At 39.6% G+C, this 19,342-nt stretch carries 20 protein-coding genes; 7 read left to right on the forward strand and 13 right to left on the reverse strand.

Going from position 1 to position 19,342, the window contains the following annotated elements; all coding sequences use genetic code 11:
* The 5 genes from hisC to ACYQ0H_RS00810 form a co-directional block, all read right to left on the reverse strand.
* Complete coding sequence (gene hisC / locus ACYQ0H_RS00790) at window positions 1–1,065, reverse strand: histidinol-phosphate transaminase (RefSeq protein WP_459810924.1); 1,065 nt, start codon at window positions 1,063–1,065, stop codon at window positions 1–3.
* Between the two features lie 102 nt (window positions 1,066–1,167).
* Complete coding sequence (locus tag ACYQ0H_RS00795) at window positions 1,168–1,785, reverse strand: TIGR04100 family radical SAM protein (RefSeq protein ID WP_459810925.1); 618 nt, start codon at window positions 1,783–1,785, stop codon at window positions 1,168–1,170.
* A gap of 39 nt (window positions 1,786–1,824) precedes the next feature.
* Window positions 1,825–2,772 carry a tRNA modification radical SAM protein MnmL/YtqA gene (mnmL, locus tag ACYQ0H_RS00800; RefSeq protein ID WP_459810926.1) on the reverse strand — a complete coding sequence of 316 codons (948 nt, stop codon included), beginning with the start codon at window positions 2,770–2,772 and terminating at the stop codon, window positions 1,825–1,827.
* A 1-nt stretch (window position 2,773) separates the two neighbouring features.
* Window positions 2,774–3,550 carry a hypothetical protein gene (locus ACYQ0H_RS00805; protein WP_459810927.1) on the reverse strand — a complete coding sequence of 259 codons (777 nt, stop codon included), beginning with the start codon at window positions 3,548–3,550 and terminating at the stop codon, window positions 2,774–2,776.
* 18 nt (window positions 3,551–3,568) lie between these two features.
* Complete coding sequence (locus ACYQ0H_RS00810; protein ID WP_459810928.1) at window positions 3,569–4,948, reverse strand: MBOAT family O-acyltransferase; 1,380 nt, start codon at window positions 4,946–4,948, stop codon at window positions 3,569–3,571.
* Between the two features lie 225 nt (window positions 4,949–5,173).
* Between ACYQ0H_RS00810 and ACYQ0H_RS00815 the strand changes: the two genes are divergently transcribed.
* Window positions 5,174–6,103, forward strand: coding sequence for an NAD-dependent epimerase/dehydratase family protein (locus ACYQ0H_RS00815; RefSeq protein ID WP_459810929.1), 930 nt, complete (start codon window positions 5,174–5,176; stop codon window positions 6,101–6,103).
* 168 nt (window positions 6,104–6,271) lie between these two features.
* Here the strand turns inward: ACYQ0H_RS00815 and ACYQ0H_RS00820 are convergent, their stop codons facing one another.
* The 8 genes from ACYQ0H_RS00820 to rpmH all read right to left on the reverse strand — a co-directional run bounded on the left by ACYQ0H_RS00820 (window position 6,272) and on the right by rpmH (window position 12,178).
* Complete coding sequence (locus tag ACYQ0H_RS00820) at window positions 6,272–7,642, reverse strand: S1C family serine protease (protein ID WP_459810930.1); 1,371 nt, start codon at window positions 7,640–7,642, stop codon at window positions 6,272–6,274.
* Between the two features lie 270 nt (window positions 7,643–7,912).
* Entirely contained in the window at window positions 7,913–8,368 is a 456-nt protein-coding gene (locus ACYQ0H_RS00825) for a hypothetical protein (RefSeq protein ID WP_459810931.1), read from the reverse strand.
* Window positions 8,352–8,906 (reverse strand): RNA polymerase sigma factor, encoded by a 555-nt coding sequence (locus tag ACYQ0H_RS00830; RefSeq protein WP_459810932.1) that lies wholly within the window; start codon window positions 8,904–8,906, stop codon window positions 8,352–8,354. The genes ACYQ0H_RS00825 and ACYQ0H_RS00830 overlap by 17 nt, the downstream gene beginning before the upstream one ends.
* A gap of 135 nt (window positions 8,907–9,041) precedes the next feature.
* Window positions 9,042–9,833: an RNA-binding cell elongation regulator Jag/EloR gene (gene jag / locus ACYQ0H_RS00835; protein ID WP_459810933.1), complete on the reverse strand. Its 792-nt coding sequence runs from the start codon at window positions 9,831–9,833 to the stop codon at window positions 9,042–9,044.
* A gap of 32 nt (window positions 9,834–9,865) precedes the next feature.
* Window positions 9,866–11,218, reverse strand: a complete 1,353-nt coding sequence (locus ACYQ0H_RS00840; RefSeq protein WP_459810934.1) for a YidC/Oxa1 family membrane protein insertase — start codon at window positions 11,216–11,218, stop codon at window positions 9,866–9,868.
* Between the two features lie 39 nt (window positions 11,219–11,257).
* A complete protein-coding gene (gene yidD, locus ACYQ0H_RS00845) occupies window positions 11,258–11,512 on the reverse strand; it encodes a membrane protein insertion efficiency factor YidD (RefSeq protein WP_459810935.1) in 255 nt (84 codons plus the stop codon).
* Complete coding sequence (gene rnpA / locus ACYQ0H_RS00850) at window positions 11,509–11,871, reverse strand: ribonuclease P protein component (protein WP_459810936.1); 363 nt, start codon at window positions 11,869–11,871, stop codon at window positions 11,509–11,511. Before rnpA ends, yidD begins: the two co-directional genes overlap by 4 nt.
* A gap of 172 nt (window positions 11,872–12,043) precedes the next feature.
* Complete coding sequence (gene rpmH / locus ACYQ0H_RS00855; RefSeq protein WP_459810937.1) at window positions 12,044–12,178, reverse strand: 50S ribosomal protein L34; 135 nt, start codon at window positions 12,176–12,178, stop codon at window positions 12,044–12,046.
* 534 nt (window positions 12,179–12,712) lie between these two features.
* On the opposite strand from rpmH, the gene dnaA reads away from it, so the two are divergent.
* The 6 genes from dnaA (at window position 12,713) to gyrB (ending at window position 19,339) form a co-directional block, all read left to right on the forward strand.
* Entirely contained in the window at window positions 12,713–14,065 is a 1,353-nt protein-coding gene (gene dnaA, locus ACYQ0H_RS00860; RefSeq protein ID WP_459810938.1) for a chromosomal replication initiator protein DnaA, read from the forward strand.
* Window positions 14,066–14,539: 474 nt separating this feature from the next.
* Window positions 14,540–15,646 (forward strand): DNA polymerase III subunit beta, encoded by a 1,107-nt coding sequence (gene dnaN, locus ACYQ0H_RS00865; protein WP_459810939.1) that lies wholly within the window; start codon window positions 14,540–14,542, stop codon window positions 15,644–15,646.
* A 15-nt stretch (window positions 15,647–15,661) separates the two neighbouring features.
* The gene (locus ACYQ0H_RS00870) at window positions 15,662–15,886 is read left to right on the forward strand and encodes an RNA-binding S4 domain-containing protein (protein ID WP_459810940.1); all 225 of its coding nucleotides are present in this window, start codon (window positions 15,662–15,664) and stop codon (window positions 15,884–15,886) included.
* The gene (gene recF / locus ACYQ0H_RS00875) at window positions 15,886–17,004 is read left to right on the forward strand and encodes a DNA replication/repair protein RecF (RefSeq protein WP_459810941.1); all 1,119 of its coding nucleotides are present in this window, start codon (window positions 15,886–15,888) and stop codon (window positions 17,002–17,004) included. Before ACYQ0H_RS00870 ends, recF begins: the two co-directional genes overlap by 1 nt.
* 25 nt (window positions 17,005–17,029) lie before the next feature.
* On the forward strand, window positions 17,030–17,302 hold the full coding sequence (gene remB / locus ACYQ0H_RS00880) for an extracellular matrix regulator RemB (RefSeq protein ID WP_459810942.1): 273 nt from the start codon (window positions 17,030–17,032) through the stop codon (window positions 17,300–17,302).
* Window positions 17,303–17,377: 75 nt separating this feature from the next.
* Window positions 17,378–19,339: a DNA topoisomerase (ATP-hydrolyzing) subunit B gene (gyrB, locus tag ACYQ0H_RS00885; protein ID WP_459810943.1), complete on the forward strand. Its 1,962-nt coding sequence runs from the start codon at window positions 17,378–17,380 to the stop codon at window positions 19,337–19,339.
* The last annotated feature ends 3 nt before the right edge of the window (window positions 19,340–19,342 follow it).

Below are 19,342 nucleotides of genomic sequence, written 5' to 3' on the forward strand. Positions count from 1 at the left end.
TCATCCAGAAATAAACTCTTCCAAAACTTTTTCAAGCTTCTTCATCTGATCGTCCGTACCGATAGTTATCCTTAGAAAATTATCGATTCTCGGCTTATTGAAATACCGTATGTATATTTTTTTTGACTTCGCATATTCAAATATATCCTTAGCCTTAAACTTCGGGTGAGTACAGAAAACGAAATTTGCTCTGCTGTCAAGTACCCTGAAGCCCATACTGCGCAGTACAGCGATAAAATTATCTCTTGTTCTGATAATTTCAGCCGTTGTTTTCTTATAGTAATCTCTGTCTTTCAGCGCTGCCGCCGCTGCCGCAGAAGCAACACTGTCGACCGGATATGAATTGTATGAATCCTTTACAGCTTCCATATAAGAGATAAGCTCAGGATCGGCAAAAGCGGCGGCAATTCTCATACCTGCCAGCGACCTTGATTTTGAGAAAGTCTGAGTTACCACCAAATTGTCATATTTCTTTATCAGTTCGGCGGAAGATATTCCTCCGAAATCAATGTACGCCTCATCAATTATTACGATACAGTCCCTATTATGCTCCAGTAAAGTGATGATCTTATCTCTTCCGAGGTCAAGAGTCGTAGGAGCATTGGGATTCGGAATAACTACTCCTCCGTTTGGGGCATAATAGTCCTCAATATTTATCTCAAAGTCATTATTGACTGCATAGGTTTTGTAAGGTATATTAAAAAGACTGCACCAGACAGGATAGAATGAATAGGTAATGTCAGGAAAAGCAATTGGAACATCAGAATTGAAAAACGCTCTGAACGCAGCAGCAAGCACGTCGTCCGAGCCGTTTCCGGCAAAAACGTTTTCCTTTTTTAAACCGTAATATTCCGCCGCGGCTTCTCTCAGCTCTGAAGCGTCCATACTGGGATACAGCTTTAACCTCTCTGCGTCAAATTCATGTATCGCCCTTTGTACCATAGGCGACGGAGGGTACGGATTTTCATTGGCATTTAATTTTATTATATCCTCAGAGTCAGGCTGTTCCCCCGCCGTATAGGGTTCAATTTTTATAAGATTCTTCCGCCATGGCTTTTCTGTCATACTCAGACCATACTCCCGATAGGGAATATGCCCTCCTTTCAATATTTTACGTTATGATTTTATCCGATAAGCGCAGGTAAAATCATTTTTTCTGCTTTATTTTCAGTCGGGTATATATTCCCTTACCCTTAGCTGGATTCCTATACCTTCAGCTATCTCCCTTGACCTTCTTATTTCCTCTTCTCCGATTATATCTACTACGGTAAGCATTACATTCGGAACATAATCTTTGACCCTTGCGGCAAAGTCAAGCATCTCGGCAAAGCAGTCTGAACCCCTGAAAGACGGTCTTGTTACCTTATCGTATTCCTCTTTTGTTGAAGCGTTAAGGCTGATAGATACCGTATCAGCGATCCCCTTAAATTCCGGAGCTGTATTTCTCTTGTTTATAAGGTCTGACAAGCCGTTGGTATTTATCCTTACAGGAGTTTTTGTTACCGATCGGATATAGCCGGAAACTGTCTTTAATATTTCAAGTTCACAGGTAGGTTCTCCGTACCCGCAGAATACTATTTCATCATAGCTGTCAAGCTTTCTTTTTTTCAGATCCTCGATTATTTCCTCCGCAGTCGGCTGATGCTCAAGCCACAGCGGATCGGAACCGTATGCCCCGTCGCCGTTGTTTCTTATACAAAAGGTACAGTTGCAAGGACATTTATTTGTTATATTCAGATAAAGTCCGTTTCCGACCTCATAGCTTAAAGTCATTGATCTTTTCATTTTTCTGCCTCCGTAAAACTAAATTATTTCAGGCTGTTTTTATAAGCGGCAGCCCTGATAGCTGTTTCTTCTTAAAAGCTCCTTGTCTATCTCGTTCATTACACAGAATTTTTTCAAACTCCACAGCGGTGCTATAAGATCGTCCTTTGCTCCGTCGCCGGTCACCCGCTGTATTATTACATTTTCCGGTATGACCTCCAGCTGATCGCATACCGTATTTACATACGCCTCTCTGCTCATAGGTTCTATCCCGCCTGCTTCATAGATCTGTGCAAGCCTTGTATTCTTTAAAATATGCAGAAGATGTATTTTTATGCTGTGAATACCCAGCTCTCCGCAAACTTTCGCCGTATTTACCATCATATCCTGTGTTTCCTCAGGAAGACCGTTTATAATATGAACACATACGTTAATTCTGCGCTCTTTCAGCAGCATAAAGCCGTTAAGAAAATCCTCAAAAGTGTGACATCTATTGCAGATCAAAGCTGTTTTATCATAAACGCTCTGCAAGCCAAGCTCAACGGTAAGATACGTTTTATCTGCTAACTCCGCCAGCATATCCGCCTTTTCCGCGTCTATACAATCCGCCCTCGTAGCAATGCTCAGACCTGTGCAGCTTTCAAACCCGAGCGCTGTTTCAAACATTCTTCTCAGCTGCTGAGTATCTCCGTAGGTATTTGACCCCGCCTGAAAATAAGGAATACATAGTCCGTCTGCCCATTTGCGGTTCATTTTTTTCTTTACGTTTTCATACTGAATCCTTATATCGTCGCATGGATCGCCTGCAAAATCTCCGCTCAGTTTTGACGAACAGAATATACAGCCTCCCGTTCCCTTTGTTCCGTCCCTGTTCGGACAGCCAAGATCAATATTAAGCGGTACCTTGAATACCTTCTTTCCGAATCTTTTTTTAAGATAATAGCTGTAGGTCTGATACCTTTTGTTATCTTCGGACAGCCGAAAGGGATTTGATTGGCGCTGCGTCATTTTATTCACCCTCCGGCGTGATTTCGGAGCTGTCCTCCGTCGGCTCGGTCTGTTCGGTCGTAGTCTTTGTTGTTGTCGTCGTTTTCACAGTTGTAGTCTTTGTAGTCGTTTCCGTAGGTTTTGCTGTAGTTACCGGCGGTACGGTTACCGTCGTATTTACCTGCGGAGCGTTATTATTAGTTGTCGTTGCCGAAGTAGTTTCAGATGTCGTTGTAGTCGTTTCCGAAGTAGTCCTTTTATATGTAGTATTATAAGCCGGAGCTGTTTCCTTTGGCTTTTCCGTTTCAGTTTTCTTTTCCGCTGAAGCCGCTGTAGTTACTGTCTTTTCTTCGTGGCGATTTTCCTCCGGCTCATCAAAGCTGTTCGGCTTTTCGTCAGTTTCCTGAGAAGTTCCTCCCATAGGATCAGAAACCTTATTTCCAAACCCATAAAAAAGCGAGATCCTCTCTTCCAGCCATTTTATCTGCTCCGGAAACGGAACCGTACTTTCATATCTGCTTTGTATTTCAGCCGTATATTCACCCGAAACAAGCCTTTGTACCGAAAACTTATTCCCCTCATCTCCGAATTTCTTGCTGCTTGTAAAAATAATAAATACCGAAGCGGCGCAGAGCATTATAAACGCAAGAGTTATAAGATTTATAAACTCATACTGAGACTTGAGATTTTCCCTGTTTATCTCCTCCAAAGCCTTTTGGCTTTCCTCACATTCGTCCGGTAAAATAAATTCGGCTTCTTCTTCAGCGTTTAAATTTAACTGATTTATTTTATTATCCATTAGCTAAAACCTCTCTGACTAGACCGCTAGCTTTGCCGCCGCAGTAATAACGCATAAAAGCAGAACCATTGCCCTTGCCGCAGTTTTGCATATCATAACCTGTCCGTATGCTCTTGCCGACCTTTCCCCATATCTTTCTGCCGCTGAAAGCAAAGGCTTTCTTATTACAGGGCAAACGCTTATAAAAGCAATAACGATCAGTACAATATTGTTTAAAACCGCGTTTTTTACTGCAACGCTCAGCTCATATTCCGTTCCTGTTCCGACAAGCGCCAGAAGCCATTTCCTGTAACCGTACATACTTGAAAAATAAAGACCGCCGAATAATATCATACTGAGAATAAAAACGTATATAAACTTAACTGCCGACGGAAGCCTTTCAAGCTTTCTGCCGTATGCGTATTTCTCTAGTACAGCAATTATCCCCGCCGCTATTCCGACTATAAGAAAATTCAGCCTTGCCTCGTACCAGATCATGACCGCCGCAAAGCAGAGTACCGTACATACCGCAGTAAGCAGCTTTTTTCCTCTGCCCGCCCTTTCAGAAACCTCTTCAAAAAATTTAACGAGCGTAGTATTGAAGCTTTCCAGCAGACCCGTAAAAAGACCTTTTACTCCAAGTTCCCTATAGTTTTCGGGATAATTGAAGCCGTTCATTTTTCCAAGACCTCTCGCCATATCCGACATTCCTGTAAATATAAAATAAGCCTCGGCGAAAAATGAGATCATTCCCAGCCAGCAGCCCAGCAGCGTGATCTCTTCTCCGTTAAGTCCTGCAAGCTTTATTCCCGAAAATACCGGAGCAAGCAGCAATACCTTTGCAAGACCGGGGATAAATATTTTAAGGCCCTCGTTTATTTCTCTTCCTCCGGCCGTTCTTTTTCTTATATATGGCTCTATATCGCCGTACCTCACTATCGGCCCGACTATCATAAAATGATATGAAACCATATATGTAAGCAGGCAGAATATATTTCTCTCCGCCTTTATTTTATCAGTATAAACGTCGTAGCAGTATGAAAAGCCTCTTACTGTATAATAAGCTACGCCCAAAGGAATAACTGCCTCGGAAAAGCTTAATATTTCAACCTTGTCAAAAAGATAGTTGTGTGCAAAAACAAAGAATATACCTGCATTCATTATCAGATCGGCAAAAAGCAGCGCCCTTGCGCCTGCCTTTCCTGCTGATTTGCTTTTTTCTATTCCTATGCCTATAAGATATTCGGCAATAACCGTCAAAAAAAGCAGGCAGACTATGATCGGCTTTGCCCACGCAAAGAAAATGACCGAGATTATTATAAGTATAAAATTTTTATATTCAGCGCTTCTGTCAAGAAAAGAAAAAAGAACGGACAGCGGCAGCAGTCCAAGAAAAAACAATAGATCCGAATAGCTCAATTTTTATTTCTCCTTTTGATTAATACATCTATCTAATTAATTATAAACCGGAATTAGTTGCTTTTTGCTATTATAATTTTATCACAATTCACAAATTTAAGCAAGCAAAATTATCAATAAAATAAAACTTTTTTATAAAACAGCTAAAACCATTTGCAATATTTAAAATATGTGTTATAATGTATGTATATAATATGCTGTTTCTTGGGGAAGGAGTGACTTGTAATGGCATCAGTTCTAATTACAGGCGCAAGCGGCATGATAGGAATGTATCTGACATCTAATCTGCTGCAGAAAAAACATAGAGTTTTCGGCGTAGACAGCCGTAAGAACGATTATATCGGCACCGATGCAAATTATACCTTTGTTCAGTGCGATATAACCGACAAGGACGCTATAGAGGGAATTATAGCAAGCAACAAGATCGACTCTGTTGTTCATCTGGCAAATTCGGTCGACAACGATATTGATCCTTATGTTACCGACGCCGAAATCAAAAAAAGCAAGCTCTGCGACAAATTTATTTATGAGCTTGCCGACAAGCATATGGTCAAGAATTTCCTGCTTCTCAGCACTACGCAGGTTTACGGTACTCAGAAGGGAAGAGAACCCATCCGCGAAACAAATCCTGAAAAGGGAAGCTCTAATTACGTTGATCTCAAGCTCACCTCCGAAAAGTATATGATGAAATCGTTTAAAAAATCTGATACCGTTCCAGTTATTGCAAGAGTTGCTCCGGTCTATACGGCAGAATATACTCAGAATCTTCGCGACAGGGTATACGATTACAAGGACGATGTTGCTTACATATATAAGGACGGAGAATACGGCTTTTCTTTCTGCTGCGTATTCAACCTTATCGATTTTATCAACGGGATCATCAATATCCCCGAGGGAAGATATGAGGGAATTTACAATGTAAGCGATTCAAGAATGATAACCGCTAAAGAGATTCTTGATTACGAGCGCGATCATCACCGTATAGGAGCGGTAATCCAGAGAAATCCCGGTGTCGGAATAAGCTTCAATAAATCAAAGGCTAAAACGGATTACAGATATTTTGATCCTGCTTCAACGTTTAACAACTGGAATATTGACAATACCCGCGCAAGAAGGATCGCACCGTTCCGCTGGACTCTGAAAAATACAAAATAATCAATAATCAAGGAGTGGTTTTACCGCTCCTTTTTATTTTTTCTTTGCTTCCTTACGGCTAAAGGCTGCCCCTTTTAACGGAACAGCCTTTAGCCTTGAAGTAAAAGAATATGAAAAAATATGAAGAAAACTTAATTTAGAAGAAAGCTTATTTAATATAACGGAGTATTAAAAACCTCCGAACTGGTTAAAGAACTCACGATAATTATCATAACCGCCGTTATTCTGCTGCTGATTATTCTGTTGTTCTTCGTTCTTATCTATAGCTTCGCCGAGAGTAACCTTTTTATCAATTATCTCGCCGTCTCTGTAAACGGAAACTGTTATTTCGTCTCCTGCCTTGTATTTTTCCTTGACCTCGTTGAATTCTTCAATAGACTCAATAAGGTTGCCCTCAATACCTATAACTATATCGTTTACCTTGATCCCTGCTTTTTCGGCAGCGCTTTCTGATTCAACGCTTCTTACAAAGAATCCCTTTGGTATATCATAGTACTGCGAATAAACGTCAGTTACGTTTTCACCGCTGATTCCTAAAGTCGGTCTTCCGGTAACATAGCCGTATTTTATAAGATCGTCGATTATCGGCGTAGCTTCGTCTATCGGTATAGCAAATCCAAGTCCTTCACCGTAGGTTGATGCGACCTTTGCCGACGTTACTCCTATTACCTGTCCGTATGCATTGATAAGCGGACCGCCGGAGTTTCCGTTGTTTATTGAAGCGTCGGTCTGTATAAGATTCATTGTCCTGTCCTCAATAGTAAGAGTTCTGTCCGTTGCCGAAATAATTCCGGCAGTTACGGAATTGGCAAGATCAAACCCAAGAGGATTTCCGATCACTATTGAAACCTCTCCTACCTTGATTTCGGCAGAAGTTCCGAACTCCGCAGCAGTAAGTCCATTCTTATTTATCTTTATGACCGCAAGATCGGTCTGAGTATCCTTTCCTATAAGCTCAGCTTCTATCGTTGAATCATCATTTCCTGAGCTTTCATCAGTATACGAGCTTGGAAGCACTACAGAGATAGCGCTTGCTCCGTTTACTACATGAGCGTTTGTGATAATATAGCCGTCAGCGCTCATAATAATACCGGTTCCCGTAACTGTTCCGCTGTTTGTCATACATGATATTCCTACAACCGAAGGAGATACCTTATCGACAATATCCGGTATAGTCATTGCATCGCTAGGCGTTGCAAGCTGAATGATTGACGGAAGATTCCCTCTGTTTACCGTTGGTTTTCCGCTTGTGTTCTGCGCCTTGCTGCTCTGACTCTGGGAAGAAAGACTTGATGAATCCGATTCGGTCCCTATTCCTGTTACTAAGGAATAGCCGACTATTGAAGTAGCGCCTATAGCTACAACGCTCAAAACTCCTATAATTCCGGTTAGCGCTTTTCTGCCCCTGCTCTTTTTCTTTTCGGGCTTATATGAAAATTCATTCATCTGACTGCCGTTATAAGTCTGGGAATCATTCTGGCTGTTTGACTGACTGTTCTGATTTTCAAAATTTCCGCTGTTATTATTAAAATTATCCATGACTCATTTCCTCCTTTATATTCAATACAGATCCGTTTTACCGAAAGCTATCCGATATTATGTATCCTTGCTTTTTGTTTCTATACTTATATTATACCCCCTTATGTGATAAAACAATGATAACAAACGTAAAATTTGGTTACTGAAAAAAATAAATCCTATCATAAATCCTGTAAATAAAAGCACAGGCTTATATCCGTTTTATCCGAATAATTTATAAGCCTGCGCTTTAATATCTATTATGGAATACTGTCTTTATCAGTTAAATTTTCAGCTTCCGCTTTGCTCTGCCGAGCTGTCTTCAAGTTCAGTATTAAGCTCAACAGCTGTATTCCTTTCTTCGCCGTCAACATCGACTTCTATTTGCTTTTCCTCCGAATCAAAGCCGTCGTCTGAAAATTCAAAAGTAACGCTTCCGTCTTTATTCTCTTTAACGACTGCTTCCTTTTCAACCTCCTCTCCGTTTATAAGCATTTTAAGCTTTGCTGTTACCGAGCCGTCAGTAGCCGCATTTACAGTTAATACCGACCCTGCCGCCAGTGCAGCTATTGCCGCTGCAAGAAATAACGGCTTTATTCTTCTTTTAGTTTTTGGCTTTATCATGATCTGATCCTCTCTTTCATTGCTGCATTTGATCTTTTCTCTGACAGATTTTTTTATTCTTTCCTCTGTGCCCTCCGGCAGCTCAGCGGTTTCCAGCGGAAGAATATTATTTAAATCCTTCATATTGATCATATCCCCTTTCTGTCAGATATTTTTTTACCTTTTTCCTTGTTCGGCAAAGCGAAGTTTTGGCGTTTGATTCCGTTATATTGAGGATCTCTGCGATCCGCCCCAGCTTTTCTCCGTAAAAATAAAATCTTATAAACAGCTCCCTCTGATTATCCGATACACTTTCCAGTGCATTAAATATATCCTGCAAAGCAAGACTATTTTCAAAACTTTCTAGAAAACTGCCGCTTATCAGATCTGTTTCAGCTTCCTTTTTCAAATTTCCGTTTTGCTGTCTAAATTTATTTTTTACGCAGTTTTTAGCAATTACTGAAAGATAAGGCAGCAGCGGTCTTTCGGTCTGTACCCTATCTCTGCTGATCCAAAGTCTGACAAATACGTCTATAACTATCTCCTCAATATCTTCTTCGGTCAATACGCTTGCTGAAAAATTTCTTACTACGGTAAAAACGTAAGAAGAATATTTTTCAATTATATTATCCAAAGCCTTTTCGTCGTTATCCCTGAGCCTTACGGCAAGATTATTTTCCATCGGATCAAAACCAATCCTTTACCTTGATTATCATTGCAATGATATGAAAACAGCGTTTTCATTAATATATACACTGTTTATCAGAAAAGGTTACAAAAAAACGGACGAAAAATTCGTCCGTTTCAAATTACTTATTTAAAACTCTATTTTACCGTAAAGTCCTGCGTCAAGACTGTCCTCAGGCTTAGGCTTTTTATAATCCTTTTCAAAGCTTGTAGTTATATCAAAATGAGCCTTAGGCTTTCTGTCACGGCGTCCACCGTTTCTTTTTCCGCCCTTTCCGCCTTTAAATCCGCCTTCCCTGAATTTCTTTTCAGTAGAACTGATAATTACTTTTCTGTAAGGCTCTTCACCTGTTGAATGAGAAGTAACTCCCTCGATCTCTGAAACTGCTGCGTGAATAATTCTTCTCTCATAGGGATTCATAGGTTCAAGCGCAGAGGTTCTGCCGTTTTTCTTTACATTTCCTGCTATCTTTACCGCAAGCTCTTCAAGCTGTTTCTTTCTTCTCTCACGGAAACCGTCTGAATCGGTAGATATTCTGAAGTATTCCCTGTCTATCTTATTGCAAACCAGTGAAGAAAGATACTGCAAAGCGTCAAGCAATTCTCCTTTTCTTCCTATAAGCTCGTCAAAACCGCCGCCGCTTATATCAAATAAAGCTCCGTTTTCAGTTTCTGTTACGCTTATCTTTACATCATCTATTCCCATAGCCTTAATAACGCTTATCATGTATCCGTATGCTGCGTCTGTCTTTGTAGGAATATATTCTGCTTCTATCTTTGCCTCGCCTTTCAGCTTTCCGAAAATACTCTTCTTTGGCTCTTCAATAACGTTAAATGTGATTTTTTCCGCCTCTGCCCCAAATTCTTTGCAGGCGGCAAGCTTGGCTTCCTCAACAGAAGCCGCGGTAAATATCTGTTTCATTTTTATCATCCTTTCATTCATCGGACAAATTGTCAGTTATCATTTTCATTATATTCATCGCCGTATTTTTCAGCCATTCGTCTTCTTGCTTCATTGAGCTTCTTTCTCTGAAGCTCCTTCAGCTCCGCCTTGGAAAGCTTTCTGTCCGAGTCGTCTTCATCTTCATCATCTTCGGTATAGGTCTTCCTTGAAGCCGCCCCTCCGTTCTGCTGCTTCTGTATCTCCTGAACCTCAAGAGCCTTTTCCATAAAGGATTTCTTTCCTTGTTTTCTTTTCTTCTTATTCTTTTCAATATCCTTTTCTACAAGCTCTCTTACATGCTCGGGGTTATAAACAACATTTAGGAATACTGTCTGTATAAGAGCCAGCATTGAAGAGTATATCCAGTATAGACCGAGTCCGGCAGGATATGCAAATGCGATCCACAGAGAGAAAAGCGGCATTATATAAAGCATTATTTTCATTCCGCCGCCCATTCCTGCGGCTGCCGGATTATTTTTCTTCATGAACTTCTGTGAAACTACAGTAGTTGCCAACTGGAAAATAAATGACAGTAAAGGAATTATAACAAGCGGACTTTTTACCTTAGGTATCGCTCCCAGCGACAGTCCAAAAAATTCATAATTAAATTCTTCTGCCTCTTTTCTTACATCGTCAGGAAGTATGTCCGCATATTTTGCATTCTCTTTATCCTTATCAACAAAATCAAAGGTTACAAGCTCAGGTCTTGACTGAGCAAGATTCTGAGATACATAATTTTCATTGGTAATAAACTTATCAATATCGTTATGCTTTTCAACCGCATTTAAAACAGCTTCCCATTCGTTATCCGAATCTATAGCCTTTTTAGTTTTTGGATAATTCTTATCATCGCTTAAAGTTTCCTTAAGAGCGGCATAAACGTCATCTCTGCCTTCCTTCTTAAAGCCTTCTAAAAGCTTCTCAATAGACGTATCCTTGCTTTTGATCTCGGTACTCATCGTCGCAAGGTTGGTTATAAGAGTATTGCTCTTTTCAACAGAATCCCTGTCAAGATTGGATACATAGGTCAAAGGTCCGTAAATAACCGGGATCATTGAAAACAGGATTACCATAGTTACTATCATAGGAAGACAGCTTGCCATAGGATTATAGCCTTCCTTGCTGTACAGCTTCATTGTTTCTTCCTGAAGCTTTTCCTGATTCTTTGAATATTTTTTCTTCAGCTTTTCGATTTCCGGCTGGATCATTGCCATTCTGGCAGTACCCTTCTGCTGCTTTATGCTCAGCGGAAGCGTAACAAGTCTGGTTATAACAGTAAATATCAAAAGCGCAAAGCCGTAGTTGTGTACAAGAGCGTAACAGCCCTTCATGATCCATCCCAATGGAGTAGCGAATATACTCATTAATAATCCTCCGTATTTAAAGAGACGATCAAGACCTTTTTATCTTCCGTCTCGTTCATTTCTTGATTTAAAAAGATGAAATTCCTCAGGAACATGATCAACTCCGCCCTTGCTCCAAGGATTGCATCTTAACAGTCTCCATGCGCTTAAAATAAATCCCTTGATAAAACCATGCCTTTTAAAAGCCTCAAGCGCATAGCTCGAACAGCTTGGATAATATCTGCATCTTGCCGGAAAAAGCGGACTTATAAATTTTCTGTACAGCTTTATAAGCATCATAGGAATATATTTCATTTTTTATATCCGCCGCTCTTTTTCAGCTGCCTGTTCATTTCCTTAATAAGTCTTTTTTCTATAAAGCCTTCTATTTCCTTCGATTTTTTATCTTTGATATTGTTCCTGCCAACAAAAACAATATCAAATCCTATAGGAAATTTCTGTTCATTAAGCCTATAAGCGGCTCTTATTATCCTTTTGATACGATTTCTCTCTACAGCGTTTCCCAGCTTTTTTCCCGCAGTTATGCCTATTCTGTTATACGGGAGGCCGTTCTGTATAAAATAAGCGACAATTATGCTGTCAGACACATATCTGCCTTTTCTGTAGCATCTTACGAATAAATTGTTGTCCTTAAGAATTTCAGTAAAAAGCATAAAACGTCCCCTGATCGCAGAATTCTGCCGCGCTTTGTCTGTTTGATAAAATTAAAATAATTTTTATCAAATTTACTATGAATTAAAATAAAAGATTAATTATTCTTTCAATAAAAAGAGAAAGACCCTATACCAATCAAAACTCTGAATGGTATATGGCCGTAACGTCATATTAATAGCTGAGTCTTGCTCTTCCCTTAGCTCTTCTGCGAGCCAAAACCTTCTTGCCGTTTCTGGTAGACATTCTTTTCATAAAGCCGTGAACCTTTTTTCTTTTAAGCTTCTTAGGCTGATAAGTTCTTTTCATTAAAATATCCTCCCTTCGATCTAACGGGCAACTGATTTCCCGCCGTCAAGTAATAACGGACAAATATGCCTAAATCCTCGGATAAAGACAATTAGCCCTTGCAATTAAACATTATAACTCAAATGCATATGCTTTGTCAAGCCTGTTCATAATTATTTTATATTTATTTTTTACAGTGATACCGCCTTATTGTGACTCAGTCTTTTTTATATTTAAACTTTTTATGTACTCTCTTATATGTATGTACTATATCTTGTAGATAACATCTGTCTTTTTCATATATTAAGTGTCCGTTGAAAAAAGCTTTGATTTCTAAAAAATTCACACTATTAATAATTATATAAGACTTGAAATTTTTAAGCTGTTATGCTATAATTAAATAGAATTGATTTCTGTGCCCATTTTTCAGAATAAAATAAAAATAGGCGGTAGGATCTACAAAATTACTCAGCTTTAAAATTCTTATCGGTAGCTGATATCTGCCTGAATTTTCTGAGCTGCCGCTTGATCGTATGAAAGGAATGGTTAAATAAAATGGAGTCTTTTAACGAGGCGTTTCAAGGCGTGTTAAAATACTGCGAAGCCGACCCCTCGGTAAGCGAGATCGGCTTTAATAAATGGATAAGAATACTTGAGCCGTTTAAGCTTGAAAACAATACTGCTTTTCTGCTTACAGACAGCGAATTTACTAAAAAGACAACTATGGAGGTCTATGAGGACGTTCTCAAAAAAGCTTTCCTTGAAATTTTAGGCTTCAGCGTTGATATAAGAATACTTGTAAAGGCAAAAGAAGAAAAAAGCGAAGAACTGCTGGAAGAGCCTGCTCCTACCGTTTCTGCTCCTACCCAGTACAGCAGCAGCCTTACATTTGACAACTTCGTAAAAGGAAAGTCAAACGAACTTGCCTATGCCTTTTCAATAGCCGTTGCAGGAAAAAACGACGCTTCGGGAGAGCTTACCACGAATCAGGCCTTTAATCCGCTTTTTATTTACGGCGATTCGGGTCTTGGAAAAACTCACCTGATGAAAGCGATTGAAAACGAAGTCAAAAAGAAAAAGCCTGATATAAACCTTATTTATACTACAGGTGAAAATTTTATGAACGAGCTTGTAAAGGCTATTGAATATAAGCAGACTATAAGCTTTCATGACAAATACCGCAACGCCGACTTTCTTCTTGTGGACGACGTTCAGTCTATTGCGGGAAAAGAACGTATTCAGGAGGAATTTTTCCATACCTTTAATGATCTCTACAATGCCGGAAAACAGATCGTCCTTACCTCTGATATCGCTCCTTCAAAAATTTCCAAGCTTGAAAACCGGATACGCTCTCGTTTTTCACTGGGAGTTCAGGTCGATATACAGCCGCCTGATTTTGAAACCAGAATGGCTATAGTAAAGCGAAAAGCCGAAGTCCTCGATCTTCAGCTTACAGATAATATTGCAAGGATAATAGCTGAAAAAATAAAAGCAAATATCCGTCAGCTTGAGGGAACGGTAAATAAGATGAAAGCGCTTACTACCTATACAAATGAGCAGCCGTCTATTTCCATGGCTCAGAGGGTAATAAAGGAAATAATGATTGAAAATCATCCTGCTGAAATTACCGTAGACAGAATTATAAGCGACGTAGCTTCTGCTTTTAAAGTAACTCCCGACGATATACGTTCGACCAATCGCAGAGCAAATATTTCCCTTGCCAGAAAAATAACTATTTATCTGCTTAAGGAAGTAAAGGGAATGACCTATATCCAGATAGGAAATGAGCTGAATAAAAACCACTCTACTATGACTATCCATTATCAGGATGTAGCAGAACTTCTGAAAAAAAATTCAGACCTCAAAGAAACAGTCGACGATATAATTAAAAATCTCAAAGACGTTTAGATTCCGGCTTTTCAACAATTTCAACATACTTTTCAACATTTTCTGAAAACAGTTACATTTAAGATTTAAAAGGATCTGAAAGATATTCCTTGAGTCTTTCCAACATTTTTCACACTGTCGTTTTCAATTATAAAAAGCCGTTAAAAATCAAATGTCTATTGTTTTCAACATTTTTTCTAAATAAATTCAACTTTCAACTCACATTGTCCAAACACTTTCAACAGCAAATTTTTTATCAACATTATCAACTTTTATCCCAACACTTTGAACTGAAAAAGATCTCCTCCCAGATCTCAGTTTTTAAAGCATTTAACGGCTTTCCAACATATTCAACAAACACTACTACTACTACTAAAAAATAAATAGTTATGTTATGCTTTAACTCTCACTCAGCTTTTAATATCTGCCGAAGCAGAGTTGAAAAATAAAAACCTAAGCCGAAAAATATAAAAACAAGTATGAAAGGACATTATTATGAAGCTATTATGCAATAAGCAGTCAATATATGAAGCTGTGACCAACGTTTCAAAAGCCGTCAGCGAACGCTGCGCAATGCCGTCTCTTGAGGGCATAAAGCTTAAACTTGAAAATTCGCTTCTTGAGCTTACCGGCTACGACCTTGAAATCGGAATAAGAACTGCTATTTCAGTAAGCTCTGACGATAAAGGTGAATTTATTTTAAACGCAAGACTTTTTAGCGAAATGATAAAGAAAATGCCTGAAGACGAAATTCTTATGGATGTAAACGAAAATATGCAGGTAACTCTTTCAAGCGGAGTTACTACCTATAACCTATCAGCTCTTTCAGCGGACGATTACCCTGAGCTGCCCGGAAAGGAAGCCTCTGAGGAAATACCTGTTTCTCAAACCGCTCTTAAAAGTATGATAAATCAGACTATATTTGCGGTTTCACAGTCTGATATAAAACCTATACTTAAAGGCGAGCTTTTTGAGATAAACGGAGGTGTATTTAACCTTGCGGCTATTGACGGCTATAGGCTTGCGGTTAGAACTGAAAATATAAAATTCAGCGGTGAAAAGAAATTCGTAGTTCCGTCAAAAACTCTTTCCGAGGTTTCAAAGCTTCTCAGTGATAATGATGAGGATACCTGCAATATCTTTGTTTCTCCTAAGCATATTATTTTTGAGATAAACGGCTATCTTGTTTATTCCAGACTTCTTGAAGGAGAGTTTCACCCATATAAGAGCGCTATACCTCAGACAAGCACTACTGAAGTAATAGCCGACAGAAGAGAGCTTATCCAGACTCTCGAAAGAGCAGTGCTTCTTATAAATGAAAGAGCGCCGAGTCCGGTAAGATGCTATTTCGAAAACGGACTGCTTAAAATAAAATGCTCAACCTCGATCGGAAGAATATCAGACGAAATAAAAGTCGATATGTCAGGTCCGGTAATTGAGATAGGCTTTAAGTGCAAGTATCTTCTTGATCCGCTTAAAGCTGTAAGCGACGATAAGGTAAAGCTTCAGATGAGCGGAAGCCTGCTGCCTATGAAGATAGTTCCGGTAAACGGAGAGGAGTATACCTTCCTTGTTCTGCCTGTTCGTCTTTCCAAGGACTGATAAAGAGGATAATATATGAATTATAAAGAAGTTAAAGTAAAGATAAATACCGAATATATAAAGCTTGATTCCCTGCTGAAATTTGCGGGACTTACCGAAACCGGAGGAACTGCAAAGGAAATTATAGCGGAGGAAAGAATAAAATTCAACGGTGAGCTTTGTACAATGAGAGGAAAAAAGGTTAGAAAAGGCGACAGGATACAAATCGACGAAATTTCAACTGAGATCGTGGTAGAATAATGCATATTACAAGGCTTTGCGTCAACGGCTTCAAGAATTTAAAGAATATTGAAATATATCCTCACAGCTCCCTTAATATTTTTTGCGGTAATAACGCTCAGGGAAAGACCAATCTTATAGAGGCAGTCTGGCTCTGCAGCGGAGTAAAAAGCTTTCGCGGAACAAAGGATAAGGGAATGATAGATATAAACGGCGATTCTATGAGAATAGAACTTAGCTTCAAAAATAAAATAAGGGAGCAGACGATAGCTTATAATATGGCAAGACCTAACGTTAAGGAAAAGAACTGTCTTTTAAACGGAGTAAAGCTTAAAGCTCCCTCAAAGCTTTTCGGAAATCTTGAATGTGTAGTATTTACACCGGAGGATCTTGAGCTTTCTAAGGGTTCTCCCGAAAATCGCAGGCAGTTTCTCGATCTTTCGGTATCACAGATAAAAATTTCATACAGCTCTGTAATATCAAAATATGATCAGATTATAGATCAGCGCAATATGCTGCTGAAAAATATAGCGTCAGGCAGATCTGAAAAGGACGAGCTTGAGGTATGGGATATTCAGCTTGCCAGAATGGGAGCATATATATCGCTTTTAAGATATAATTATTCAAAAAAGCTCAGCGCTTTGGCGTCTGTTCTTTATAATGAAATATCGGGAGGAAAAGAAAAGCTTGAGCTGGAATATTCCTCTACAGTATTTGAAAGTCTGGAAGGAAGACAGGATTATAAAAACGATCTTTCAGAAGAATATCTCAAATGTCTTGAAAAAAACAGACAGGAGGATATAAGAGCCGGTTTTACCCAAAAGGGGATACACCGTGACGATCTTTGCGGATTTATAAACGGTCTTTCCGTAAGAGATTTTGCTTCTCAGGGTCAGCATCGTTCAGCGGCTCTTGTAATGAAGCTTGCTCAGGCATATATCCTTATGGAGGAAACAGGGGAAGCGCCCTGTATTCTTCTTGATGACGTTTTAAGCGAGCTTGATCCTTCAAGACAGGATTTTGTAGTTTCTAAAATAAACGATATGCAGGTATTTATAACCTGCTGCGACGATTCCGTTCCCTTTGAGGGAAAACGCGGAAAGCTTTACAGGATAAAAAACGGAAGAATAATTAGCTGAGAAAGCTGAATGAAAGGAAATAATAATGTTTCTCCATCTTGGCGGCGATCATATTATTAATACAAAAGAACTTATAGGTATCTTTGATATTGAAAATACTTCGGTTTCAAAAATAACCAAGGATTTTCTCAGTACCGCTTCAAAAAAGAAAAGGGTAGTGAACTGCTCCTATGAAATGCCTAAAAGCTTTGCGGTATGTCTTGATAATGACCTTACCGAAACTGTCTATATAAGTCAGCTTTCCTGTGCGACGCTTCTGAAAAGAAACCTGAAGCAGCTTACTGACGGAGTAGGATGATAAAAGCAATAAATTTCTGATAAAGCCTGAATAACAGTTTAAATATACTGTTGACTAATAAAAGGAGGTTATTTTTTGGATAACATCGAAATTGAAAACGAAAGCGTTTCTCAGGTAGATAAAAACGTAAACTATGACGAAAGTCAGATACAGGTACTTGAGGGTCTTGAAGCGGTTAGAAAAAGGCCGGGTATGTATATAGGCTCTACCGGTCCTAAAGGACTTCATCACCTTGTTTATGAGATAGTTACAAACTCTATCGACGAAGCTCTTGCAGGATATTGTACCCAGATCAATGTTGAAATACTTCCTGATAATATTATAAGAGTAACTGATAACGGAAGAGGAATACCGACGGGAATACATGCTAAGGAGGGTATTTCCGCTGCTACCGTAGTTTATACTATACTTCATGCAGGAGGAAAATTCGGCGGCGGCGGCTATAAGGTCGCAGGCGGACTTCACGGCGTCGGAGCTTCTGTTGTAAACGCCCTTTCCGAATGGCTTGAGCTTGAGATAAAAGACGGAAGCAATGTTCATTTTCAGCGCTTTGAAAGAGGTCATTACAGCGAAGAAATGAAGATAACAGGCGAAACCTCAGAAACGGGAACAAAGGTTACCTTTAAGGCAGACAGAGAGATATTTGAGCAGACAGTGGAATATGATTATGATACTCTGCTTAAAATGCTAAGGGAACAGGCGTTTTTAAATGCCGGAGTTAAAATAGTTTTCGAGGATAAGAGAACCGATGAATATAAGGGCGAGGTGCTTCATTACGAGGGCGGAATAAGACAGTTCGTCGAGCATATACATAAGACCCGCGGGCTTGAAGCAATAACGCCTCAGGTAATATATATTTCAGGAATAAAAGACGATATAACCGCTGAGATCGCATTTCAGTACAACGATTCATATAACGAACTTGTGCTTTCTTTTGCTAATAACGTTCATACTCCCGACGGAGGAACTCATGAAATAGGCTTTAAGAACGCTCTTACGAAAATCCTCAACGAATACGGAAAAAAATTCAATCTTCTCAAGGACGGAGATAAGCTTATGGGCGAGGACGTCCGTGAGGGAATAACCGCTGTAGTGTCGGTAAAACTTACTAACTGCGAATTTGAGGGTCAGACTAAGGGACGGCTCGGAAATCCTGAGGTACGTCCGCTCGTTGATAAGATAGTGAGCGATAAGCTTATGGATTATCTTGAGGAAAATCCTACAGTAGCAAGGTCTATATTCGATAAATCGATTCAGGCGCAGAGGGCAAGGGAAGCCGCTAAAAAAGCAAGAGAGCTTACAAGAAGAAAATCAGCGCTTGAATCCTCGTCGCTGCCCGGAAAGCTTGCCGACTGCTCAGAAAAAGATCCTGCTAATACTGAAATATATATCGTCGAGGGAGATTCGGCGGGAGGTTCGGCAAAGGAAGGAAGAGACAGAAAGTTTCAGGCTATTCTTCCTCTCTGGGGAAAAATGCTCAACGTTGAAAAAGCCAGAATTGATAAGGTTTATGGCAACGAAAAGCTTATGCCTGTAGTTACCGCTCTGGGAACATCTATAGGCGGAGATTTTGATATTTCAAGACTGCGCTACGGAAAAGTAATTATAATGGCAGATGCCGATGTTGACGGTTCTCATATTAGAACGCTCCTGCTTACCTTCTTTTTCCGTTATATGCGGCCTCTTATAGAAGAGGAGCACGTTTATATCGCTCAGCCTCCACTGTTTAAGGTTTACAGGGGAAAACAGGTGCGCTATGCCTTTTCCGATGAGGAAAGAGATCAGTATATTTCAGAGCTTTCAGGTGAAAGCGGACTAAAGGTAGACGTTCAGCGCTATAAGGGTCTTGGTGAAATGGATCCCGAGCAGCTGTGGGAAACTACAATGAACCCTGACTCCAGAACAATGATAAAGGTAACAATGGAGGACGCTGTAAAGGCGGACGAGATATTTACTATACTTATGGGCGATAAGGTTTCTCCGAGAAGAGATTTTATTGAGAAGAACGCTCAGTATGTAAAGGAGCTTGACGTTTAATAA

The organism is Hominimerdicola intestinalis, from assembly GCF_054655215.1.